General features: G+C 39.3%; 17 protein-coding genes and 2 pseudogenes. 7 read left to right on the top strand and 12 right to left on the bottom strand.

Going from position 1 to position 19,029, the window contains the following annotated elements:
- Positions 1-78: 78 nt before the first annotated feature.
- Entirely contained in the window at positions 79-885 is an 807-nt protein-coding gene (locus A4245_RS03655; protein ID WP_067725776.1) for an inositol monophosphatase family protein, read from the bottom strand.
- Between the two features lie 141 nt (positions 886-1,026).
- The gene (locus A4245_RS03650) at positions 1,027-1,218 is read right to left on the bottom strand and encodes a hypothetical protein (protein WP_067725778.1); all 192 of its coding nucleotides are present in this window, start codon (positions 1,216-1,218) and stop codon (positions 1,027-1,029) included.
- 256 nt (positions 1,219-1,474) lie between these two features.
- Here A4245_RS03650 and A4245_RS03645 point away from each other — a divergent pair, with 256 nt between their 5' ends.
- Complete coding sequence (locus A4245_RS03645; RefSeq protein WP_067725774.1) at positions 1,475-2,110, top strand: YktB family protein; 636 nt, start codon at positions 1,475-1,477, stop codon at positions 2,108-2,110.
- Between the two features lie 182 nt (positions 2,111-2,292).
- On the opposite strand, the gene A4245_RS03640 is transcribed toward A4245_RS03645, so the two are convergent.
- The 4 genes from A4245_RS03640 to A4245_RS03630 form a co-directional block, all read right to left on the bottom strand.
- Positions 2,293-2,559 (bottom strand): UPF0223 family protein, encoded by a 267-nt coding sequence (locus A4245_RS03640; RefSeq protein WP_067725772.1) that lies wholly within the window; start codon positions 2,557-2,559, stop codon positions 2,293-2,295.
- Positions 2,560-2,573: 14 nt separating this feature from the next.
- Complete coding sequence (locus A4245_RS03635) at positions 2,574-3,530, bottom strand: NAD(P)H-dependent flavin oxidoreductase (RefSeq protein WP_067725768.1); 957 nt, start codon at positions 3,528-3,530, stop codon at positions 2,574-2,576.
- Between the two features lie 801 nt (positions 3,531-4,331).
- Positions 4,332-4,442: a GapA-binding peptide SR1P gene (locus A4245_RS19565; RefSeq protein WP_084268650.1), complete on the bottom strand. Its 111-nt coding sequence runs from the start codon at positions 4,440-4,442 to the stop codon at positions 4,332-4,334.
- Between the two features lie 163 nt (positions 4,443-4,605).
- Positions 4,606-5,481 carry a polysaccharide deacetylase family protein gene (locus A4245_RS03630; RefSeq protein WP_067725766.1) on the bottom strand — a complete coding sequence of 292 codons (876 nt, stop codon included), beginning with the start codon at positions 5,479-5,481 and terminating at the stop codon, positions 4,606-4,608.
- Positions 5,482-5,646: 165 nt separating this feature from the next.
- Here A4245_RS03630 and A4245_RS03625 point away from each other — a divergent pair, with 165 nt between their 5' ends.
- Together A4245_RS03625 and A4245_RS03620 are read left to right on the top strand one after the other, a co-directional pair.
- Complete coding sequence (locus A4245_RS03625; RefSeq protein WP_067725764.1) at positions 5,647-7,170, top strand: glycine betaine uptake BCCT transporter; 1,524 nt, start codon at positions 5,647-5,649, stop codon at positions 7,168-7,170.
- A gap of 361 nt (positions 7,171-7,531) precedes the next feature.
- Entirely contained in the window at positions 7,532-7,924 is a 393-nt protein-coding gene (locus A4245_RS03620; RefSeq protein ID WP_067725762.1) for a hypothetical protein, read from the top strand.
- Between the two features lie 32 nt (positions 7,925-7,956).
- On the opposite strand, the gene lpdA is transcribed toward A4245_RS03620, so the two are convergent.
- The 5 genes from lpdA to A4245_RS03595 all read right to left on the bottom strand — a co-directional run bounded on the left by lpdA (position 7,957) and on the right by A4245_RS03595 (position 14,207).
- On the bottom strand, positions 7,957-9,366 hold the full coding sequence (gene lpdA, locus A4245_RS03615; RefSeq protein WP_067725760.1) for a dihydrolipoyl dehydrogenase: 1,410 nt from the start codon (positions 9,364-9,366) through the stop codon (positions 7,957-7,959).
- A gap of 3 nt (positions 9,367-9,369) precedes the next feature.
- A complete protein-coding gene (locus tag A4245_RS03610) occupies positions 9,370-10,653 on the bottom strand; it encodes a dihydrolipoamide acetyltransferase family protein (protein ID WP_067725758.1) in 1,284 nt (427 codons plus the stop codon).
- A gap of 24 nt (positions 10,654-10,677) precedes the next feature.
- Positions 10,678-11,655, bottom strand: a complete 978-nt coding sequence (locus A4245_RS03605; protein ID WP_067725756.1) for an alpha-ketoacid dehydrogenase subunit beta — start codon at positions 11,653-11,655, stop codon at positions 10,678-10,680.
- A gap of 3 nt (positions 11,656-11,658) precedes the next feature.
- Positions 11,659-12,702 carry a pyruvate dehydrogenase (acetyl-transferring) E1 component subunit alpha gene (gene pdhA, locus A4245_RS03600; protein ID WP_234402339.1) on the bottom strand — a complete coding sequence of 348 codons (1,044 nt, stop codon included), beginning with the start codon at positions 12,700-12,702 and terminating at the stop codon, positions 11,659-11,661.
- An 845-nt stretch (positions 12,703-13,547) separates the two neighbouring features.
- Entirely contained in the window at positions 13,548-14,207 is a 660-nt protein-coding gene (locus A4245_RS03595; RefSeq protein WP_067725752.1) for a YkyA family protein, read from the bottom strand.
- 256 nt (positions 14,208-14,463) lie between these two features.
- Here A4245_RS03595 and def point away from each other — a divergent pair, with 256 nt between their 5' ends.
- The 4 genes and pseudogenes from def to A4245_RS20530 form a co-directional block, all read left to right on the top strand.
- On the top strand, positions 14,464-15,015 hold the full coding sequence (def, locus tag A4245_RS03590) for a peptide deformylase (RefSeq protein ID WP_067725750.1): 552 nt from the start codon (positions 14,464-14,466) through the stop codon (positions 15,013-15,015).
- Between the two features lie 1,104 nt (positions 15,016-16,119).
- The gene (locus A4245_RS03585; RefSeq protein WP_067725748.1) at positions 16,120-16,329 is read left to right on the top strand and encodes a DNA-dependent RNA polymerase subunit epsilon; all 210 of its coding nucleotides are present in this window, start codon (positions 16,120-16,122) and stop codon (positions 16,327-16,329) included.
- Between the two features lies 1 nt (position 16,330).
- A pseudogene (gene rnjA / locus A4245_RS03580) lies at positions 16,331-17,818 on the top strand (ribonuclease J1); the annotation flags it as partial.
- A gap of 1 nt (position 17,819) precedes the next feature.
- Positions 17,820-18,062 (top strand): annotated as a pseudogene (locus A4245_RS20530) (ribonuclease J); the annotation flags it as partial.
- A gap of 224 nt (positions 18,063-18,286) precedes the next feature.
- Here A4245_RS20530 and A4245_RS03575 read toward each other — a convergent pair.
- The gene (locus A4245_RS03575) at positions 18,287-18,955 is read right to left on the bottom strand and encodes a potassium channel family protein (protein WP_067725746.1); all 669 of its coding nucleotides are present in this window, start codon (positions 18,953-18,955) and stop codon (positions 18,287-18,289) included.
- Positions 18,956-19,029 lie beyond the last annotated feature (74 nt).

The following is a 19,029-nucleotide window of genomic DNA, read 5'->3' as shown; positions in this document are numbered from 1 at the left end:
GCCTTCGTGGCTCGGGACTCTAACCCTAGAGAATATGCGCATGCCTGGCGCACAAAAAGAAGAAAGTGACGAATTATGTCACTTTCTTCCCTTTTGCAGGTTATCAAGAATTTTAGTATGAAAAGCTGAATTACAAGTAAGGATAGGCGATTTCTCAAGCATGTTCAGTTCATTTCCATCAATATCGGTAGTCTTACCGCCTACTTCATTTACCAGAACGATGCCTGCTGCGATGTCCCACGGCGATAGACTCATCGAAATATAACCATCCATAATTCCCTCTGCTGTATAGGCGAATTCCAGTGCCGCAGATCCATACACTCTTGTTCCCCTAATATCTTTTACAAACTGCTGCATTGCCCGCTCATCGACGAATCTGTTTTCACATAACCAGAAATGATTCATACCTATAATTGCTTCGTTTATTTTCGTTTTTTCCATTAACGCAGGCAATCGCACGTCATTCTTATATGCTCCCTCGCCTCTTTTGGCATGGTATAGAGTATTTGCCATTACATCATAAATAATTCCTATCTCTCCAACGCCATCATGATAAATCCCTACCGATATAGCGAAGTTCCTTTTTTGATGAACAAAATTCATCGTACCATCAATCGGATCAATAATCCAAACTGTCCCAGCCAGTGAAGAAAGGTCATCTCCATAACCTTCTTCTCCAAGTACGAAATGGTCCCTGTACGTTTTCTTGATTTTACCGACAAAAAATTGCTCTGTTTCTTTATCCAGCTTCGTCACAAGGTCATTGGCATTGGACTTCGTCTGGATATCCAATGGATCATTCATTTTATCTCTAATTATATTGCCGGCCTCATGCACCCATTCTATAGCGTGGTTATATAATTCATCACGCAATGTAACATTCATATATAGCTACCTCCACTTTTCGTCGACTGTAAATGTAATTGTATCAAAATGGAGTATGTACGTCATTCTATTTGAATGACCCCAATATGTATTCGAATATTACCACAATGCTCCAATACATATTGGGGTCAGCTATTATATTTATTCATCATCCATTTGCAGTAACTGTTTTCTAAGCTCTACCAATCGCTCTTTTGTTTTAATGATCAATACCTTATCATTATCCTGCATGGCATCAAAAAGCGTCGCTAATTCATAATCAATTTCCATACGGATAACAGGTAATTTTTCTTGTGCTTCTTTTCTTCTTAGTGCCTCCATTACGTATTTCACCGTCTTCACTTCCTTTCCTTTATCAATAGCTTGCTTGACCAAATCCATCTTTTTCTTTATTCTATGACCTCGTTCTTTTTTTGTTCATCGCTTTCTTTAAATTTTGTAATTTATTTTATAATCATTTCCCAATTCATACCCCTTTTAAACATACTAAAGAATAGAGAATAAATTCTGTTACAGCAGCAGCTTGACTTACTGCTTTATATACTTAATAATAATTATTATAAACTATGTTAAAGAAAGGATGGATCGTTTGGAGTTTCAAAGATTTGATCAACATGATTTCAATACATTTACGATAGATGGGCTGGATGAACGAATGGAGGCCATTCAAACCAGAATTCAACCAAAATTTCAGGAAATAGGTCCCGAACTGGTTGATTATTTTTCATCCCAATTAGGCAACGAAGTGTATCTACATATAGCAAAACATGCCAGAAGGACGGTGAATCCTCCTAAAGATACATGGATGGCGATAGCGGATAATAAGCGTGGCTATAAGAAACATCCGCATTTTCAGTTGGGATTGTTTGATGATCATGTTTTTATCTGGTTGGCCCTTATCTATGAGTTGCCAAACAAAAAAGAGATAGCTAAGTCTTTCCTTACCAAATACAATGAAATAAAACAGCTCCCTGATGATTTTGTTGTTTCTCTGGATCATATGAAAAAGGATTCCATCCGGATTACTGATTTGGAAAAGACACATCTGGAAAGGTTCAGAGATGTTAAAAAAGCAGAATTCCTTGTAGGACGGCACTTTTATGCCGGAGACGACATTTTGCAGGATGGGGGTAAATTTCTCAAAACAGTTAAACAGACATATGATACATTGATACCTTTTTACCAATTAGCTTTACGTTCCAGAAAGGAAATACCAAGCAATTAATGAAGGGGCTTGGTACAAAAATGGTATAAAAAGCGATTTCTTTATAGAAAAATCCAAACTATGTTCCAGAATTCTTAAGCTGGAATTCGAATTAGTTCGGATTTTTCTTTTTTAAAGCTTCCTAATCTTGAAAATCATTTGTTTGTAGTGACAATACCGTTTATTTGTTCCAAGCATTATCGTTACATTTTTATGATATTGTCCTTCGATTCTTTTGCCTTTTTCACTGTTTTATAGCTGGAGTAGCCAGAAGCGGCCTCGAACTGGGAGAAAAGAGTCTTTTCTTCGCTTTTGGATGGGACTATTTGCTTAAAACGATTATATAATACTAAAATCTCCTGCCTGCTTACTTTCGTTTCGTGAGCTTTTTCTACGAGACTAAAAAAGTTGACAACATCGATTATTTCCTCTGTTGACCACGTTTCATCGATTGGGTATTCATAGTTCATTACTTAACTGCACCTCATCTATTCCATTTATATTTTATTTCTTCAGCCTCGTTCACAATAGCTGTCATCAGTTCATTGACGGTAGGAATATCGTTAATCCTTGCCGCTGATTGTCCAGCCCAGCCGAACCCCTCATTATCATCACCATATTCAATGTACTTTTTATTCACTTTGCCGCTTATGTAGTCTTTAAGCGCTTCATAACTCGACTCCTGTTTTTCAATCTCCATTATTTTCTCCGACCATGGCCCACGCAACGCTCTCGCAGGTGCACCTATCGATCTTTTTATAACGACGGTACTGTCCTCATTTGCATCAATAATTGCCTGTTTATAATTTTCATGTGCCTTTGTTTCTTTAGTGGCTATGAATCTTGTACCCATCTCAATTCCTTCAGCTCCAAGGCTCAAAGCTGCCATTAGCCCCCGTCCATCGACAATGCCACCGGAAGCAATAACTGGGATGGACAGACGATCTGCTACTTGCGGAGTCAATACAAAAGTACCTACATCTCCTCTTCCAAGATGTCCGCCGCCTTCCTGCCCAACAACCATTACGGCATCAGCGCCTAATTCTTCCGCCTTTTCGGCCTGTCTGACAGCAGCTACCAGGACCAGCTTTTTAATATCATGTCCTTCGAGCCGATCCAATACACCTTTTGGATTACCGCCAGTGACTGATATAGCAGGAACCCGCTCTTCAACTGCCACATCAACCATATTCTCAAATGGTCTTCCGTGCTGCCCAATAGCAAAATTAACTCCAAATGGCTTATCAGTCATTGATTTTACACGCTTTATTTCTGATCTTAATTGCTCGGGACCTTCCAAACTCATAGCTGTGATCTGACCAAGTCCTCCAGCATTTGAAACTGCTGCTGCCAAATCGGAATATGCCAAGTATGCAAGGCCTCCTTGTATGATTGGATATTCGATTTTCAATAATTCCGTCACTCGTGTTTTCAGACTCATTATACCCCTGCCCCCTAATGAAAATTAGTTATAATAATCGTATCACTTATCCATTAACAATACTATATCTGATAATTTTACATTCTGTTTTACTCAACTTTCTTAGAATGAAATTAGCTGCTAACCACGTTAGATTGAGAAGTGTTGGAGACACACTGCTTAAGCTGACTTAGATTAAACCATTAGGCTTTCAGTGCATTTGATATAAAATGCGAACTAAGACAAGTGGCTTCGGCGACCGCTCGGGGAAATACACTGCGCGCATCCTAAGGCGGCTGGTGAGCCCCTTCATGCTAGCGCATTTCAGTGTCTCACCTATGCCTTTCCTCCCGTTGGAGTCTACGTGTATTTCCCGGAGCTGATTAGCGCATACTGCCTATTATAACCTGTGCGATAGCTAAACTAGCAATACACAGCTATACCAGTACGGGTGAGCGGCGGGCGGTGACTCCTGCGGGAAAGCACGTGTCCGAAGACCAGAAGAGTGGTTTTCTCTTCGGGGCTGAGGCCGTGCCCTAAGGATGCGCATCCGCCCAGAGCGATCCCGGACGACAGCAGAAGCACATATATTAATTATAAGTTATGTCGTAGTTTACATAAAATACGAGGTTTATAAGGCGACATGAATTACGAAAACCAGCCTTTCTTTTGTCAAGTTAACAGGCGATTTATTAGCGGCTTTATAGGTTTAATCCTATTAAACGTTTCAAGTTATTTTATTGGTGCGAAAATTGGATTATTTAACATATACAGCTATTATAACCCATAAAAATAGAGCTGCAATATGCAGCCCACATTAAATTATTTTTTGTTTTCATTACAACTAGGACATGTACCGTAGAGCGTTGTGACTTTCTCTTCTTCATAATGTTCAATAACATGCTGACAATCCTGACAGATTATTGTACCCATTAAGTCCATCTCCTTTTGATGAATTATGATACCGTATACATATTATAATATGACACATTAAAAGAATCAACCCTTAATTAGTATAACACATTAAAAAGTGTTTTAAATGTGCACAAATAACCAGTCTGTTAGTGTATTAGTTTTACAGGCTTGTTTCACACGTTTAAGGAGATTTTATTAAGATAGGATCAAGCATTTCAAATCCTTTATCCCTTAATCCATTTACAATATCCGGAAGAGCCTCTGCCGTCCAAGGCCTGTCATGCATCAATAAATTAGCTCCAGGGTTAAGTAATGAATAATCAACACCGACTTCAGGTCCTTCCCCACTGACCATCGCTTCGATAAGTTTTTCCGCTTCCATGTATGGCTTAAAGTAATCATACCCGTAGCTCCAATTTATAACTGTCATACCTTCCTCCTGAGCTACTTCCTTGGAATAATCTGTATTTGCCCCATGAGGTGCGCGAAAAAATACCGGGCGTTCTCCAATGATTTCTTCAATCCGATCACTCAGACTAACAATCTCCTGTTTCTGTTCCTCTTCGGTTAATTCGGGTAATACAACATGATTATATGTATGGTTGCCTATTTCAAATCCCAAATCATGGATTTCCTTTAACATCTCTTCTTCTTCTGGTGAATCCAGAAAATGACCATTAACGAAAAAGATTGCAGGGGCGTCCAGTTCGTTCAGTGTTTTGGCCATATCCACCGCATGCTTATCTGGGGCATCATCAATCGTGAGCAATACAACATTTTCCTCGATTCCTTCTTCAATTGGTACAAGTGACCAATTCTCTGTTAGTATGTATTGGGCTTCAGGCTTTGCTTCAGATTCATCTGTTTCCACATCATCGCTCGCTTCTTCACTTACCTTACCTTCTGGAATTTCTTCGCTTCTTTCATCTGATTTCTCTTCTCTTTTTTCTGTGTTTGCAGGCTTTGTTTTTCCTTTACTCGCTGTTCCAGAGTCATCAGCACAGGCTGTAAGGAATACCAACCCTATGATTAAAAAACTGATAAAAAAACGGTTCATGTGTAAGTTACCTCCCGGATGATATGTAAATAGAATACTAGATTAAGTATAGGTTAATATGTTAACGTAAACAATGGTTGTCTTTTTTTGTATTTCTACCCTTTTTAGGGTGACACTAATCTTATTGGCTATTTTATTCTATAAACTTGGTTAGGAGGATATGTATTGTTTAAAGCAAGTAAAGTATTTTATTTTTCTGTTTCCATAGTGATCTTATTTATCATTTGGGGGGTAATTCCTTCTTCTATATTGCCAAATGGCAATTTAGATGATGTGACTTCTATAATACAGAATTTTATTGTGAATGAATTCGGATGGTTTTACCTAATTAGCAGTACAGTATTCTTGGTATTTTCCTTGTATCTCATCTTTTCAAAATATGGGAAAATCAAGCTTGGAAAGGCAGAGGATAAACCTGATTTTTCCTATTTGACATGGTTTGCAATGTTATTTAGTGCTGGCATGGGGATTGGACTAGTCTTTTGGGGGGCAGCGGAGCCGATATCCCATTTTAATCAGCCTCCCTATGGTGATGCGGGAACAGGCGATGCAGCAAAAACCGCAATGCAGTACAGTTTTTTTCACTGGGGACTTCATCCGTGGGCAATTTATGCAATTATAGGCCTGGCACTTGCGTATTTCAAGTTCCGTAAACAAGCTCCAGGACTGGTAAGCTCCATACTGGAACCTCTATTTGGCAGTCACATAAAAGGAGGATGGGGAACTGCAATTGATACCCTCGTAGTTTTTGCGACTATTTTTGGTGTAGCAACTTCCTTAGGTTTTGGGGCGATTCAGATTAGCGGCGGACTGTCCTACGTATTTGGGATAGAACAATCCATTACATTTCAGTTAATTATAATTCTCATCGTTACCGTTCTTTTTATGCTTTCTGCAATGACCGGTCTGAACAAAGGAATCAAGTTTTTAAGTAATACAAATCTTGTATTGGCAATTATGTTAATGATTGTAGTCCTGTTTCTTGGACCTACCAACTTCATTATGAGCTTATTTACCAATACAATAGGAAGTTATGTGCAAAACCTTCCAAGCATGAGTTTTAGAATGGCACCTTTCAATGAAGAGAATTCTGCTTGGATCAATGACTGGACTATTTTCTATTGGGCATGGTGGATAGCATGGGCACCCTTCGTCGGAACTTTTATAGCAAGGGTTTCCAGGGGGAGAACCATCAGGGAATTCGTTTCAGGAGTATTGCTCGTGCCAACGATATTTGGAGCATTATGGTTTACCGTTTTTGGTGGCACAGCAATCCATTCGGATTTATATAGTGGTACGAATATAATGGAGCAAATAAAGATGGGCGGAGAAGAAGTTGCTCTGTTCGCAATGCTTGAAAACTTCCCTGCAGGCATACTTCTATCTATTATTTCGATATTACTGATTAGTACTTTCTTTATAACCTCAGCGGATTCAGCCACATTTGTACTCGGTATGCAAACTACGGGAGGAAGCTTATATCCCCCCAACAGAATTAAGTTTGTATGGGGTATCATCCAATCCGCAACCGCAGCAGTATTATTATGGCAAGGAGGATTAGAAGCACTGCAGACAGCTTCCATCATTGCAGCATTGCCATTTACCTTCGTAATGATTTTAATCGTAATTTCCTTAACAAAATCGTTAAAAGAGGAAATTAGAATCCTCGACAGATCAAGAAAGCAATAATCGAAGAGGTTAGACTGAGTTGTTGTCTAGCCTCTTTTTACTTTACCTCTACAAATAATCGGCAGCACCAGTCACATAAGTCACGGGTCAACTATTTATTCTATTAAATCATATAAAGTCTAATCCTAATCAGCGGGGTTCTCCTTTATCCCTTGCTTAAGCTCCCCAAATAACCCCTTTTTGCTCGTGGCAGCCTGATAGCTCCCCTCGCATGCTAAGCGAATATTTCTTATTCATAACGAGATTCTACATAATGATTTCAGTTCGATAACAGTTCGATAACATTAGCTAATTACTGACATTTATTTGATAAACTGTCTTTATTAGTAAGTATACTTTAACAAGGGAAGTGTGTGGGGAATTGAAGTATAAACTCTTATCGTTGGTTCCTGCCATATTAATATTAATGGGTTGCCAAAACGAAAAGACACTGACAGAAGTCATAACTTTTAAACCTTCTGATTATGAAGTCATATTTATACCAAATAATTATATAGATGAGACAAATCAAGTTTATATGGATGCCATGATCGACTTAAAGGCAGAATACCCAAACGAATTCGAGGAAGCAAAAAAAGAAGCTAAGAATCTTACCGATTTGGATTCCATAGATAATATTAAAGGTCCGAGTCTTATCATTGTGAAAAATGATACGCCCATCGCACAATTATCTGGGGAAAAAGCCAAAAAGGATATTATGGAACAACTAGAATTCACATTTGGAGAAAATCAAAAAAAAGATGTCCCGAATTAAAATTAGAACGGGACATCTTTTTTCTATACATTTTATTTCATCATATGAATCGGAGTACCAAGTGCCACTTCGGCCGCTTCCATTGTAATTTCTCCCAAAGTAGGATGTGCATGGATCGTTAAAGCAATATCTTCCGCAGTCATACCTGATTCAACGGCAAGTCCAATTTCAGAAATCATATCACTTGCGTTAGGACCGGCAATTTGACCACCAATTACTAATCCATCTTCTTTACGAGTAATTAATTTAAGGAATCCGTCGCTATTATTCAATGACAACGCACGACCATTAGCTGCGAATGGGAATTTGCCAACTTTCACATCATAACCTGCATCTTTGGCTTCCTGCTCCGTTAAACCAACTGTTGCAAGTTCTGGTTCTGTAAATGCAACGGCCGGAATACCAATGTAATCAATTTCGGATTTTTCGCCACTGATAGCTTCAGCTGCAATTTTTCCTTCGTAGGAAGCTTTATGTGCAAGCGGAGGGCCGGCAACGATATCACCGATTGCATAAATGTTTTCCACATTCGTACGACATTGTTTGTTAACCTTGACCAGACCTCTGTCATCAAGTTCAATACCAACCTGTTCAAGTCCGATTTCACTTGTATTCGGGCGACGTCCGACAGTAACCAATACATAATCGGCTTCGACAGTTTCTTCTTTACCGCCTGCTTCATAGGTTACTTTCACACCGTCTTCTGTTTCCTCAACGCCTTTAGCCATTGCCTGAGTAACGATTGTTGCGCCTTTGTTTTTCAGACGTTTCTTAACTAATTGTGTCATTTGTTTTTCGAATCCACTTAGAATATCTTTGGCACCCTCGACAAAAATCACCTCAGTACCAAAATTCGCATACGCTGATCCTAATTCACTTCCAACATAACCAGCACCAATGACAACCATTTTCTTAGGAATTTCTTTCAGATTCAATGCGCCAGTCGAGTCTAAGACACGATCGGAAAACTTGAATGTTGGAATCTCGATTGGAGTTGAGCCTGTTGCAACAATACAGTTTTTGAACTTATAAGTTTGGGAAGATTTCTCATCCATAACTTTAGCTGTATTCTTATCGACAAAGTATGCTTCCCCTTTTACGATATCCACTTTATTACCTTTAAGAAGGCTTTCTACGCCTGAAGTTAGTTTATTGACGACAGTTCCTTTCCATTCCTGGACTTTACTGAAATCAACAGTTACATTTTCTGATTTAATACCAAGGTCTTCGGAACCATGTGCGCCTTCAGCCATATGACCAGCCTGAATCAATGCTTTCGAAGGAATACATCCAACATTAAGACATACGCCACCCAATGTTCCTTTGTCCACAATTGTAACTTTTTGCCCCAATTGTGCTGCACGAATTGCAGCAACGTACCCACCAGGTCCTGCTCCAACTACTAGTGTGTCTACTTCTACCGGAAAATCTCCTACTACCATTACCTACGCCTCCATCATAATTAGTTGTGGATCATTCAGCAATCGTTTTATTTGGTTTAGAGCTAGTTGTGCAGTTGCACCATCAACGATACGATGATCAAAGCTTAAAGATAAAGCGAGAACTGGAGCAACTACGATTTCCCCATCCCTAACGATTGGCTTCTCAGCAATACGACCAATTCCGAGAATTACTGCTTCTGGGTAATTCAGTACTGGTGTAAACCATTGCCCACCTGCTGAACCGATGTTGGAAATCGTATTTGAAGCCCCTTTCATCTCGTCTGGTTTCAGTTTACCATCACGAGCTTTTCCTGCCAATTCATTGATTTCGGAGGAAATCTCAAAAATTGATTTTTTATCGGCATCTTTAACGACAGGAACAAGTAAACCTCTATCTGTATCAGCTGCAATACCAATATTAAAATAATGCTTTTGTACAATTTCGTCTGTATTCTCATCAATATAGGAATTCATAATCGGGAATTTCTTTGATGCTGATACGAGAGCTTTCACAACATATGGCAAGTAAGTAAGCTTGATTTCCTGCTCTGCAGCAACAGCTTTAAATTTCTTACGGTGTGCGACAAGGTCTGTTACATCAATTTCATCGTGCAATGTGACGTGTGGTGCCTTTGTTTTAGAATTAACCATTGCTTTGGCAATTGACTTACGGATACTAGTCATTTTTTCACGCGTTTCCGGATACTGACCTTGCGGAGCTGCAGCTGGTTGAGATTGAGTTTCTGCAGATTCTGCAGATTCTTCAGGTGCTTCCGCTTTTTCTGTTGGTTGATCGCCACTCAGATAGTTTTCAATATCTTCTTTCAGTATACGCCCATTTTTACCGGAGCCTGTTACCGCACTGATATTAACGTCATTTTCACGTGCATATTTACGAACGGAAGGCATCGCGATTACGCGCGCATCAGAATCTTCATTGGAATCCGCAGTTTCCGGCACTGCTTCTTCAGTTCCCTTTTCTGGTTTTTCCTCTTTTGAAGCAGATTCCTCTTTCTTCTCTTCTGCAGGTTCATCATCAGACTCATAACCTTCAGCATCAAAAGAAATTAGAGTGTCGCCAACAACAGCTACTTCCCCTTCTTCCACGTGAATTTTTGTAACCGTTCCATCCACTTGAGATGGAATCTCTACAACTGCTTTATCATTTTGCACTTCACATAGTACATCATCTTCTTTTACTTCATCGCCTTCTTTTACGAACCACTTAACTATTTCGCCTTCGTGGATTCCTTCACCTATATCGGGCAGTTTAAAATGAAATGCCATATTAAGAAAACCTCCTGATCATTTTTAGAAATTAATTACAGTATTAACTTTTTCAACGATATCTCTATGGTTTGGCAACCAAACTTCTTCCGCATCAGAAAACGCATAAACCGTATCCGGTGCTGTTACACGCAATACAGGGGCTTCGAGATGAAGGATTGCTTGTTCCTGGATTTCCGCAACGACATTTGCTGCTACGCCAGCCTGACGTTGGGCCTCCTGTACAACAACTACGCGGTTTGTTTTCTTAACCGACTTAATAATTGTTTCATAATCAATCGGGGATACTGTGCGAAGATCAATTACTTCAGCATCAATCCCATCTTTTTCAAGTTCCTCCGCCGCTTTTAATGAAGCATGTACCATAGCGCCATAGGAAACGAGAGTTACATCTTTCCCTTCCCTTTTCACGTCGGCTTTTCCTAGTTCTACCGTATAACCTTCTTCCGGAACTTCACCACGGAAGGAACGATACAATTTCATATGCTCCAGAAATACAACAGGGTCATTATCGCGTATTGCGGAAATTAGAAGCCCTTTAGCTTCATAAGGTGTAGATGGTATAACAACTTTGATACCTGGTTGCTGTGCAATTAATCCTTCAAGTGAATCTGCATGCAGTTCAGGTGTATGCACACCCCCACCAAACGGAGCGCGTATAGTAATTGGTGCAGTATGATGGCCACCGGAGCGATAACGCAGACGTGCCATCTGGCCATTGATAGAATCCATTACTTCATATACGAAGCCGAAGAATTGAATTTCCGGCACTGGACGATAGCCTTGTAATGCAAGTCCAATCGCCAATCCGCCAATCCCTGATTCAGCTAGTGGTGTGTCAAATACACGATCTTCACCGAATTCATCCTGTAATCCTTCCGTAGCTCGGAATACACCACCATTTTGACCAACATCTTCACCAAACACAAGCACGTTCTCATCATTTTTCAATTCCGTGCGCATTGCATCAGTGATTGCTTGAATCATTGTCATTTGTGCCATGATTTACTTCGACTCCTTTTCTTTATATATTTCCATTTGCTCCTGCAGATTGGATGGAAGTTCTTCATACATATTGCTGATTAAATCAGTAACTTTTTGCTTTGGTTGTTCTTCCGCTTTTTTTATAGCCTGCTTAATGTCTTCTTTTGCTTCATCGATAACCTTATTTTCATCTTCCTCAGACCATAATTTTTTGTCTTCAAGGAATTTGCGGAAACGAACGAGTGGATCTTTCTTAGCCCACTCATTATCAAGCTCTTCCGTACGGTAGCGGGTTGGGTCATCCCCGGACATTGTATGTGGACCAAAGCGATATGTTAATGTTTCGATAAGTGTAGGACCATCGCCATTAACTGCACGGTCACGAGCACTTTTTGTAGCAGCATAGACAGCCAAAACGTCCATTCCATCTACTTGAATGCCTTCTATTCCGGCAGCAACTGACTTTTGGGCTAATGTTTTAGCATTACTTTGTTTTTCAACAGGAACCGAAATAGCAAAACGGTTATTTTGCACAACGAAAATCGCTGGTGCTTTGTATGCACCCGCAAAGTTAATTCCTTCATAGAAGTCACCTTGGGAAGTTCCGCCATCACCTGTGTAGGTTATTGCTACATTCTTCTTGCCGCGCTTTTTAATTCCGAGTGCAACTCCTGCAGCCTGAACATACTGAGCACCGATAATTATTTGTGGGCTTAATGCATGAAGGTTCTCAGGATATTGATTCCCATGGAAATGTCCTTTAGAGAAAAGAAATGCCTGATACAACGGCAGACCTTGCCATATCAATTGAGGCACGTCACGGTAACCAGGCAAGATGAAATCTTCCTGTTCCAAAGCAAATTGACTTCCTAGCTGAGATGCTTCCTGACCTGCTGTAGGTGCATAGAAACCTAAACGGCCCTGACGGTTCAATGCGATGGAACGTTGATCAAGGATACGTGTGTAGACCATCCGACGCATAAGCTCCTTTAGTTCCTCATCAGATAAATCAGGCATATCATCTTCATTTACGATCTTTCCATCTTCATTTAGAATCTGGAACATTTCGAACTGACTTTCAATATTTTCAAGTACATATTTCAAAATAGGTCACCTCTTCCTTTCTTTTATACCTTATTTTATTTTTTTATCATTCCTAGCCTGCCCAGAACACAAACAATCTGTACATAAATTTTATATAATAGTTGTACCCTGTTTCGGTTAATGATAATCACTGCTATATCCCCATAGTAACCTGTTGCATAAAATATGTAAAGCAAATTGGTACAATAGATCTTTAAATTAAATACTATCGCAATTATCTTTCCTGGTCAATTAGTTTATACGTTTAAATAGCTCATATGTAAGGATTTTCATAATGACCTGACAGTGATTCAATATAAAGTTGCAATCTGTTATACCCGAAAAATATATCTGTATTATTTTTATAGGTACAGTTAACATGAAGAATGGTACATTTGCAGTATGAAACCAATACTTTGGCCGGATGCTCAGCTGCACTTATGCAAGTAAGAAAGTTTATACTTTCTTACTTGCGAACAAAAGCGCAAGCGCCTTGATCACCCCCGACAAGCTTAAGTGGAAACTACCAGTGGCGTTCTTTGCCACAGTAGTTTCCACTTAAGCTTGTCGGGGGTAGGCGCTGGAGCTGGACGATCAAAAGCGTAGGTGACTGTTTAGAAACGCATGCATAAGCAAGGGACTGGAAAGCGCATGTTTTTGGCGCTTGGAATGTCCATTGCTTATGACAGGAGTTTCTAGGAACCGGAGCTGGACGCGGCTATTTATGTGCAAGGGGTAATTGCTACCAAAAATTTATACTTTCTTACTTGCAAAAAAAGACTGCATCCAATTTAGTTCGGATACAGTCTCTTTATATGCTTTCCCTATTATTCTTCGTATGATACCTCTAGTCCTGCCGCATCATAAAATTCTTTTTTCAATGCATTATATTCTACTGTATGGTTATTGAACTGATCGTTTGAGTTGAGCACTTGCTCATAGCTGTCATTAATTGAATTAATATGCGCTGTCAGGTCTTCCTGTTCGATATCCTCCTGCTTGAGCATTGTGTACAACTCTCTTTCCAATTCCAGTGAATTCATATATGCTTCATTAAGCTCTGAATATGCAAGATATCGATTATTCATCACATCATACATATTTTCTGCTTTTTCCTTTACATCTGGATCCTCAATATCAGATATCAAGGTTTCAACAGCGGCAAATTCTTCCTGTGATGCTTCAATACTCTGTTTCTCAATACCGATTTTTTCTTCACGTTCATCGATGATTTCCAGAGCCTGATCGGATAGTTCCGTAATCTGATCAAAATCATCCATACCCAAATCAATAATTTGATTATAAATTTCCTGTTCCTGAATTTCCAAATCTGTAATAGCACCTTGCTGTTCCTCAAAATCTGCTTCCAGTGCAACTGCTTCTTCCAAGTGACTATGTATTTGTTCTTCTGTTGACTGGCTATTGCAGGCAGCTATAAGTGTTAACGGAATGATAGATAGAAATAGTAATAAGTTCTTTAATTGCACAATTTTTCCTCCCTATGTGTTCAGATACCGATAGTATTTTTAAAGTATACCATAAATTCGGCTTCAAAATTCAATACTAACTCCCCTAGTATGACTCTCTTTTTCAAATTTATGATTTATTCACTCCGGATATGTTAAAATAATAAATTGAATAGATTTAACATGAAACCATTTCAATATTCAAAAGTCTATCTTTCCTGTTACTTTTTGAATACCCATTATTATATAGATTATAACCGATAAGGAGTAATGCATGATGATATTAATGAAAGATATTGTACGTGAAGGACATCCTTCCCTTAAGAATGCTTCAGCAGAAGTGAGTCTTCCTATCAGTGAAGAAGAAAAGAGATTACTGGAAGATATGCTGGAGTTTCTAAAAAATAGTCAAGACGATGAAACAGCAGCAAAATATGATTTAAGAGCAGGCGTCGGGTTAGCCGCACCTCAACTTGGTATCGAGAAAAGACTCATTGCCATACATTTTGAAGATTTTAACGGGAAATTGTACAGCTATGGTCTGGTAAATCCAAAAATTATTAGCCATTCAGTTGAAAAATCCTATTTAACATCTGGGGAAGGCTGCCTTTCTGTAGATCGGCCGGTAGAAGGTTATGTTCCAAGGCATGCCAGGATTACAATTAAAGCGACGGATATTGAGGGAAATCCTGTCAAATTGAGACTGAAAGGATATCCTTCCATTGTCTTTCAGCATGAAATCGATCACTTAAATGGCATTATGTTCTATGACCATATAAATAAAGATAATCCCTTCGCAGTTCCTGACAATTCCACACCAATCGAATAAATCACCAGGTGTCTGTAGCACAGACACCTTTTTTAATGACTAATATTCCATTGGCTCTTATCAGATTGTTTGCTCTTAAATAAACTTCGCAGTTGATACAAAATGCGAAGTAACTGCAATTTGCGATAGGTCTATAGCTAATAATGGAAGCAAGTTACTTCGGCTACCGCTCGGGGAAATACACTGCGCTTTCCACGGGCGGCTGGTGAGCCCCTTCATGCTACGCATTTCAGTGTCTCACCTATGCCTTTCCTCCCGTTGGAGTCTCCGTGTATTCCCCCGAGCTGGTTAAGTTTGCTGCTAATAAACTGTATTCTTAATAACAAAATCTAATTATACAGCTTCACCAGTCCGGATGAGCGGCGGGCGGTGACTCCTGCGGGAAAAGCACGTGTCCGAAGACCTGAAGAGTGGTTTTCTCTTCGGGGCTGAGGCCGTGCCCTAAGGATGCGCATCCGCCCAGAGCGATCCCGGACGGCAGCAGATGCACATATTTCCGTAAATAATCTAAATTACATCGTACTTTACATATATTGTGTCTAAAACAACAGTTTTATCAGGAAACGAATACCCACAATTATCAGGAAAGCAACCTTCAATTTTCCGTTTCTAAACCATATTCCAGAGCCACAATGTATAAGATTTTATTCCCAGCTAATGATAAACATAGGAGAAGAATTTGTAAGAGTTTATTACTATTTTTTCATATTTGAAGTATTTTTATTTAATTATTCCTCATTTCGTACTATACTGTAGATAAGAGGATTGGACGGTAGATTGTTTTTGTTGCTTTTCTTAGATATCTGAAAGGAGACGTGTGTCCTTATGCTGAAACGCCTAAAAGAAAAGCTTAAGAAACGGTGGAGAGACTTTTTAGGCAAAGAAGGACGTGTACCAACTACTTTTAAATAAGACTACCAAGGATGCAACCAATCACACCAATGAAGTGTTTATAAATTATCTGGTTTGCTGCGGAAACATACCGGACAAAGGTTTTACGGAACACAATAATACCATCTTACCTTAGGAACAGTTATCGCCATTAGTCGGCATAGCTTATTTCCTTGAACAAAAATAAACAAAAAAGCAGTTAGGAGAGATGAAATGATTTTTAAAGTTTTATATCAGGAACTTCCAGATGAAGTCCCTGTTCGCGAACGCACGAATAGTATCTATGTTGAAGCAGATTCAGAAAGAGAAGTAAGAAAAAAATTAAGTGACCGGAATTATAACATCGAATATATCCAGAAATTAGATGAGGCACATTTGAAATATGAAAAAGACACCGGCAAACTAGAATTGGAGAAAATATAATATGAAATTTGTAAAAAATGACCAAACAGCCGTTTTTGCGCTAGGTGGATTAGGCGAAATCGGAAAAAATACGTATGCTGTCCAGTTCCAGGATGAGATTATTCTTATCGATGCAGGAATTAAATTTCCTGAGGATGAGCTCCTTGGAATCGACTATGTAATACCTGATTATACCTATATTGTACAAAATCAGGACAAAATCAAAGGACTATTTGTAACACACGGTCACGAGGACCATATTGGAGGTATTCCTTATCTCCTGCGTGAAGTTAATGTGCCTATTTATGCAGGTCCGCTCGCAATTGGATTAATCAGAAATAAATTAGATGAGCATGGTCTTTTGAGAAGTGCTAAATTAACCACGATTCAAGAAGATGATATTATTAAATTCCGTAAAACTTCCGTCAGTTTTTTCCGTACTACACACAGCATTCCTGACTCATATGGAATTGTCGTAAAAACACCACCAGGAAACATTGTTCATACTGGTGATTTCAAATTCGACTTTACACCTGTGGGCGAGCCAGCTAATTTAACAAAAATGGCTGAAATTGGTAAAGAAGGCGTTCTATGTCTCCTCTCAGATAGTACAAACAGTGAGGTTCCTGGCTTTACGATGTCCGAACGAGTTGTTGGCCAAAGCATTCATGAGATTTTTGACCGTGTTGATGGAAGGTTGATATTCGCTACTTTTGCATCCAATATTTACCGACTGCAACAGGTTGTCGAGTCAGCTGTCAAACATAATCGGAAAGTCGCTGTTTTTGGCAGAAGCATGGAAAATGCTATCAATATCGGACAAGAGTTAGGATACATTCAGGCTCCAAAAGAGACATTTATTGAAGGCAATCAAATCAACAGGTTCCCTGCCAGTGAAATCACTATTCTCTGCACTGGTTCACAAGGTGAGGCGATGGCAGCTTTATCCCGAATTGCCAACGGTACTCACAGGCAGATTCAGATCATTCCTGGGGACACTGTCGTGTTTTCTTCATCTCCAATCCCTGGAAATACTGTAAGTGTCAGCAGAACCATTAACAAATTGTACCGTGCCGGAGCAGATGTAATCCATGGCAAATTAAGTAATATTCATACTTCCGGACATGGCAGTCAAGAAGAGCAGAAGCTGATGTTACGTCTTATCAAGCCAAAATTCTTTATGCCAATCCATGGTGAGTATCGTATGTTAAAAGAACACCTTAAGCTTGCTGCTTCCTGTGATATAGATCCGGAAAATTCATTTATTATGGATAATGGTGACGTTCTTGCGCTCAGCAAAGATCAAGCAGCCATATCAGGGAAAGTACCATCCGGATCCATTTATGTTGATGGCAGTGGAATCGGTGATATTGGGAATATTGTATTACGCGACCGTCGGATTCTTTCCGAAGAGGGTCTCGTTATCGTGGTTGTAAGCATTGATATGAAAGAATTTAAAATTGCCGCAGGTCCGGATATTATTTCTAGAGGTTTTGTGTATATGCGAGAANAAAGAATTTAAAATTGCCGCAGGTCCGGATATTATTTCTAGAGGTTTTGTGTATATGCGAGAATCAGAAGACCTGATTAATGAAGCCCAAAAGCTTGTTTCCACCCATTTGAATAAAGTAATGGACCGAAAAACTACCCAATGGTCTGAAATTAAAAATGAGATTACTGACACAATAGCACCATTCCTATATGAAAAAACAAAACGCCGTCCAATGGTATTGCCAATTATTATGGAAGTGTAAATGTACAGCATTTAGTCACTTTTTGACAATCCACAGGAAACAAAAAGACATGAAAGAGTGTAACGCTCTTTCATGTCTTTTTTATTTTTGGCAGCATATCAATTCCTGCACATAAACATCCACGTCCAGCCCCGTTTACCAGCAACTCCCTGGGGTAAACAACCGCCACCGTTAGTCTCTACATAAGCTTGCCAGGGGTAATTAAGGCGTTTGCACTTTTGTTCTTAATCATCATCAATTACAAGACGTTTCTCAAATCGGGATATATCCTTATCTGCACCAATGACAATCAATATATCATCTTCAAGGAGTGCTTCATCGGCACTTGGAGACACGTTAATGTCCCGTCCACGCTTTATCGCCACAATATTACATCCGTAATTGGCACGTACATCTAGATCAATCAATGATTTTCCTACCATCTTCTTGCCCGCCTTCACTTCCACGATACTGTGTTCATCGGAAAGCTCAAGATAATCCAAAATATTGTTGGATATTATATTATGTGCAAGCCTTTTCCCCATATCACGCTCGGGATGTACAACCTGGTCCACACCGATTTTATTCAATATCTTTTCATGATAATCATTTTGTGCTTTTACTGTAATCTTCTTTATTCCAATATCAGTCAGAATAACCGCAGTCAAAATGCTTGCCTGTATATTCTCTCCAATTGCCACAATAACGTGATCGAAGTTTTTTATTCCTATTTCCTTTAACGTATCTTCATCTGTGGAATCTGCAATGACTGCATGATACGCAATATTTTTATAGGCATTAACCCTATCTTCGTCATGATCGATGGCTAGAACCTGCATACCTTCGCTGCTCAATTCACGGCATATACTGCCTCCGAATCGACCAAGACCGATGACTGCATAATCTTTTTTCATATAATTTATCCTCCAATAAAAATTACTCTATTAGTAATCATACTAATTGAATCGAGTAGGAGGGGGTGACTAAC

Origin of the sequence: Oceanobacillus damuensis, from assembly GCF_001618145.1 — a bacterium.
GTDB lineage: Bacteria > Bacillota > Bacilli > Bacillales > Amphibacillaceae > Oceanobacillus > Oceanobacillus damuensis.
The sequence above is the reverse complement of the archived record's forward strand: the minus strand, read 5'-3'. Positions and strand labels throughout refer to the sequence as shown.

Coding starts and splice junctions, on each gene's coding strand:
- A4245_RS03640 (WP_067725772.1), bottom strand. CDS start 2,559: ATGAACTATGAATACCCAATCGATGAAACGTGGTCAACAGAGGAAATA.
- A4245_RS03655 (WP_067725776.1), bottom strand. CDS start 885: ATGAATGTTACATTGCGTGATGAATTATATAACCACGCTATAGAATGG.
- A4245_RS03575 (WP_067725746.1), bottom strand. CDS start 18,955: ATGAAAAAAGATTATGCAGTCATCGGTCTTGGTCGATTCGGAGGCAGT.
- A4245_RS03630 (WP_067725766.1), bottom strand. CDS start 5,481: ATGAACCGTTTTTTTATCAGTTTTTTAATCATAGGGTTGGTATTCCTT.
- pdhA (WP_234402339.1), bottom strand. CDS start 12,702: ATGTTCCAGATTCTAAATGAAGATGGAAAGATCGTAAATGAAGATGAT.
- A4245_RS19565 (WP_084268650.1), bottom strand. CDS start 4,442: ATGGGTACAATAATCTGTCAGGATTGTCAGCATGTTATTGAACATTAT.
- A4245_RS03585 (WP_067725748.1), top strand. CDS start 16,120: ATGATTTTTAAAGTTTTATATCAGGAACTTCCAGATGAAGTCCCTGTT.
- A4245_RS03605 (WP_067725756.1), bottom strand. CDS start 11,655: ATGGCACAAATGACAATGATTCAAGCAATCACTGATGCAATGCGCACG.
- def (WP_067725750.1), top strand. CDS start 14,464: ATGATATTAATGAAAGATATTGTACGTGAAGGACATCCTTCCCTTAAG.
- lpdA (WP_067725760.1), bottom strand. CDS start 9,366: ATGGTAGTAGGAGATTTTCCGGTAGAAGTAGACACACTAGTAGTTGGA.
- A4245_RS03635 (WP_067725768.1), bottom strand. CDS start 3,530: ATGAGTCTGAAAACACGAGTGACGGAATTATTGAAAATCGAATATCCA.
- A4245_RS03610 (WP_067725758.1), bottom strand. CDS start 10,653: ATGGCATTTCATTTTAAACTGCCCGATATAGGTGAAGGAATCCACGAA.